This is a genomic window from Planktothrix sp. FACHB-1355 (assembly GCF_014748295.1).
GTDB classification, from domain to species: domain Bacteria; phylum Cyanobacteriota; class Cyanobacteriia; order Cyanobacteriales; family Aerosakkonemataceae; genus Aerosakkonema; species Aerosakkonema funiforme_A.
Map to the genome: position 1 here is coordinate 1 of NZ_JACJUP010000461.1, position 4,884 is coordinate 4,884.

Consider the following 4,884-nt stretch of genomic DNA (forward strand, 5'->3'; position numbering starts at 1 on the left):
TAAATTTTTGCACGATCGAGTGCAGCAAGCAGCTTATTCTCTAATTCCAGAGGCAGAAAAGAAAACCACTCATTATCAAATTGGTCAACTGCTACTAAAGAGCATATCTGAGAGCGAAAAAGAAGAACGAATTTTTGAAATCGTTAATCAAATTAATGTGGCTGTGGAACTAATTAAGCAGCCAACAGATAGAGAAAAATTAGCCAAATTAAATTTAATCGCTGGCTGCAAAGCCAAAAATTCTACTGCTTATAGCGCGGCAGTCAAATACTTTACAATTGGGCGTAATTTATTGGCAAGCGATCGCTGGGAAAGTCAGTATAACTTGACACTGGCATTGTATGTAGAAGCAATGGAAGCAGCTTATCTAAACACAGATATAGATGACGTAGAAATCCTAGCAGAAATTTTACTTCAATATGCAAAAACAGCATTAGATACAATTAAAGTTTATGCTGTGAGAATTATGCTTTACACTTCCCAAGGTCAGCTACTCAAAGCTATTAACATTGGATTGACTATCTTAAAGAAACTTGCAATTGATTTACCTGAATCGCCAACTTTAGAAGATATTGCTCGTGCAAGTCAAGAAACGCAAACTCTTATGGGTAACAGAAAACCTGCGGATTTGCTCAATTTGCCAGAGATGAAAGACCCACAAATGCTAGCAGTTATGCAAATTCTTAATGAAATATCTGTCCCTGTGTATTTGGCTAAACCAAATCTCCATTCTTTTATCGTTATGACCCAGATAAATCTATCAATTATTCATGGAAATTCACCTATTTCTCCGTTATGCTACTCCAGCTATGGATTATTTCTTTGCGCTATTGCTGGCGATATTGAACGCGGTTATGAATTTGGTCAATTATCTTTAGATTTATTATCTAAATTGAAAAATAAAGAGATTGAATCCAGACTATTTTTTAGTACATCTTATTTTATAATTCATTGGAAGCAGCACATCAAAGAAGCCTTGAAAATAGTAGAAAATGCTTATGCTAGTGGTTGGGAAAATGGCAGTTTAATGGAATTAGGTTATGCTGCTTATGGTTATGTATTTTACATTTATTACATGGGATATGAATTATCCAAACTAGAACAAAAAATTACTGATTATCAAAAAATTTTAGAGCAATTTAATCTGCAAACGCAGCTAAGCTATACTGATATTTATCTACAAGTAGTTCTTAACTTACTGGGTCAAACATCCAGCCCAGTGGTGTTATTTAAAGGAACTTATAAGGAACAAGAGCTGCTAGCAAAATATCAGGAAATAAAAGACAAAACATGGCTATGGAACTTCTTTTGTAATAAATTAATTTTATGTTACTTGTTTGCCGAATTTGAACTAGCATTTGAATATATCGAATCTGCCCAAAGTTATTTGGATGGTGGCAAAGGAACATTTAGCGTTCCGGTGTTTTATTTTTATACTGCTCTAACTTGGTTGGCTGTATTTCCTAAACTTTCCCAATCGGAGCAAGAAGAGATTCTACAACAAGTGGCTGCCAATCAGAATAGTATGAAAGTATGGACAAGCCATAATCCGAAGAATCATCTGCATAAATATTATTTAGTCGAAGCAGAGCGAAATCGAGTTATAGGTCAATATTTAGAAGCAATCAATAATTATGAATTGGCGATTTCTTTGGCTCAAGAAAATGGCTATATTCAAGAAGAAGCACTTGCTAATGAACTTGCTGCTCGGTTTTATCTCGATCGGGGTAAAGAAAAATTTGCCCAATTATATATGCAAGAAGCCTACTACTGCTATGCCCGTTGGGGAGCAAAAGCGAAAGTAGCAGACTTAGAAAAACGCTATCCCCAATTACTCGCCCCCATATTACAGCAAAACCGTTCGGTTGTTTCCACTCACGAAACTATTGTTCCTTTGGGAACTGTGACATCTATTAGTGCCGCTACATCCAGCAGCACCAGTATCTCAGATACCCTGGATTTAAAAGCAATTCTCAAAGCCTCTCAAACGATCTCTGGGGAAATCGAACTGTCCAAACTACTGTCATCGTTACTTTCTATTGTCATCGAAAATGCTGGGGCTGATAAATGCGTATTAATGCTGTGGCAAGACGATCGTTTACTAATTCAAGGCGCAATTACCCAAGAAACAAAACCCATTGTATTGCAAAGTCTTGCCATTGAATCCAGCCAAGACATTCCCCATAAGCTCATTTACAAGGTCAAACACAACCAACAAACTGTGGTACTGCTGGATGCAACCGCAGATAATACCTTTGCCAATGACCCCTATATTATCCGTCAGCATCCTCAAAGTATCTTGTGCAGCCCAATTTTGCATCAAGGTAAATTACTGGGGATTTTATATCTAGAAAATAGTTTAGCCAAGGCTGCGTTTACCAGCGAGCGCGTGGAAATCCTGAATCTACTTTGCACTCAAGCTGCTATCTCATTAGAAAATGCCCGACTTTACCAACAAGCTCAACAAGCACTGCAAGATTTACAACAAGCCCAATTGCAAATTGTTCAAAGCGAAAAAATGTCAGCACTGGGTAATCTAGTGGCAGGAGTAGCACATGAAATCAACAATCCGGTTGGGTTTATTTCTGGCAATGTTAAAGAAGCACTCACGGCGGTTAAAGACCTGACTGAATTCCTCCAACTCTATCAAGAAAAATTTCCCAATCCTGGTGAAGAAATTACTAAAAAAGCTGAAGAATTAGAGATTGAATATTTGCTAGAAGATTTACCGAAAATGCTGTTTTCGATGCAGGTAGGTTGCGAGCGCATCAAAGGAATTAGTACCAGTTTAAGAACTTTCTCCCGTGCCGATCGAGAATATAAAGTGCCGTTTAATCTTCACGAAGGGATTGACAGCACGCTCTTAATTCTCAAACATCGCCTGAAAGCGAACGAACAGCGTCCGGCGATTGAAGTGGTGACTAACTACGGTAATTTACCTCAAATTGATTGTTTTCCCGGACAGCTTAATCAGGTATTTATGAATATTCTCGCTAATGCGATCGATGCGTTAGAGGAATCAAATCTGGGACGAAATTTCGCAGAAATTAAGGCAAAACCCAATCAAATTACCATTCAAACATCCTTAGTAGATAACCTGGTGGAAATTCGGATTGCCGATAATGGTAAAGGTATGACGGAGGCAATCAAAGCCAAAATATTTGGCCATTTATTTACTACCAAAGCTGTGGGGAAAGGGACGGGATTGGGATTGGCGATCTCCAAGTCGATTGTTGTCGAAAAACATGGCGGTTCCATACAAGTCAATTCTATACTGGGATCGGGTACGGAATTTATCATCACCTTACCCATTCAGGGACGATAAACCAGTTATAGCGCTACGCGCAGGGAAAAGGGAACGGATTGCATTGCCATATAAAGGTATGAGCCATTCCCGATCGCTTGAAGAAAGTAAACATACCAGCGCGTATCGCTATAAATGTTTTTCGTTGATATTTGTACTCATTTAGCAAACTCGTCATTAATTTTTTGCCAAAGATCGTTATGAATAAATCCTTCACAAACCATCAAATTCTCAACTATCAAATTATTGAAAATATTTATTCAGGAAGTCGTACCTTAGTGTATAGAGCTATCCGTACTTCAGATCGATTACCTGTGGCGATCAAACTACTAAAAAATCTTTATCCCAATTTCAACGAATTGGTACAATTTCGCAATCAATATACTATTACTAAAAATCTGCAATATTCCTCGATTGTCAAAACATATAGCTTAGAACCGTATCAAAATGGCTATGCTTTGGTTATGGAAGATTTTGGGGGAATTTCTTTAAAAAATTACGTCCAAAAAGTCAATTTCCAATCTCTAAAAGAGTTTTTAGATATAGCGATCGCCATTTGCAATGCTTTAGAAGTATTGTATCGCCAGAGAGTAATCCATAAAGATATCAAACCCAGCAATATTTTGATTAATCCCCAAACCAAAGAAGTTAAATTAATCGACTTTAGTATTGCTTCACTGCTACCCAGAGAAACCCAAACTATATTAAATCCCAATCATTTGGAAGGAACATTAGCTTATATTTCTCCGGAACAAACTGGCAGAATGAATCGAGGCATTGATTACCGGACTGATTTTTACTCTTTGGGCGTAACTTTCTACGAATTGCTGGCGGGAGAATTACCATTTTTAGCCAACGATCCAATGGAGTTGGTGCATTGTCATATTGCCAAACTGCCAAAATTAGTGCATGAAATCAATCCAGAAATTCCTGTCGTCCTATCAGAAATAGTAGCCAAATTGATGGCAAAAAATGCGGAAAACCGCTATCAAAGCGCATTAGGATTGAAATGGGATCTAGAACGATGCTGGCAACAATTGCAGGCAAAAGGTAAAATTGAAATCTTCCCGATCGCTCAACGGGATTTGTGCGATCGCTTCATCATCCCCGATAAACTCTATGGCAGAGAAACCGAAGTAGAAATCCTCCTCCAAGCATTCGATCGAGTCAGCCAAGGCGCAACAGAAATGATGCTGGTGGCTGGGTTTTCTGGGATTGGAAAAACTGCTGTTGTCAACGAGGTGCATAAACCAATTGTCAGACAGCGAGGATATTTTATCAAAGGCAAATTTGACCAATTTCAGCGCAATATTCCCTTTAGTGCTTTTGTACAAGCTTTTCGAGATTTAATGGGACAATTATTAAGCGAAAGCGATGCCCAAATTCAACAATGGAAACAACAGATTTTAGAAGTTTTGGGAGAAAACGGACAGGTAATTATTGAAGTAATTCCTGAATTAGAAAGCATTATTGGCCCACAACCCGCAGTAGTAGAATTATCAGGAACGGCGGCGCAAAATAGATTTAACTTATTATTTCAAAAATTTACCCAAGTCTTTACCAGAGTAGAACATCCCTTA

The 4,884-nt window shown here is 38.0% G+C and carries 2 protein-coding genes; both read left to right on the top strand.

Translation table 11 applies throughout. The features are described 5' to 3' along the window. Window positions 1-3,325 (top strand): ATP-binding protein (locus H6S82_RS18385; RefSeq protein ID WP_191056516.1); only part of this gene is annotated, 3,325 nt, incomplete at its 5' end. 179 nt (window positions 3,326-3,504) lie between these two features. Further along, window positions 3,505-4,884: serine/threonine-protein kinase (locus H6S82_RS18390; protein ID WP_191056517.1), on the top strand; the 1,380-nt coding region annotated here is incomplete at its 3' end.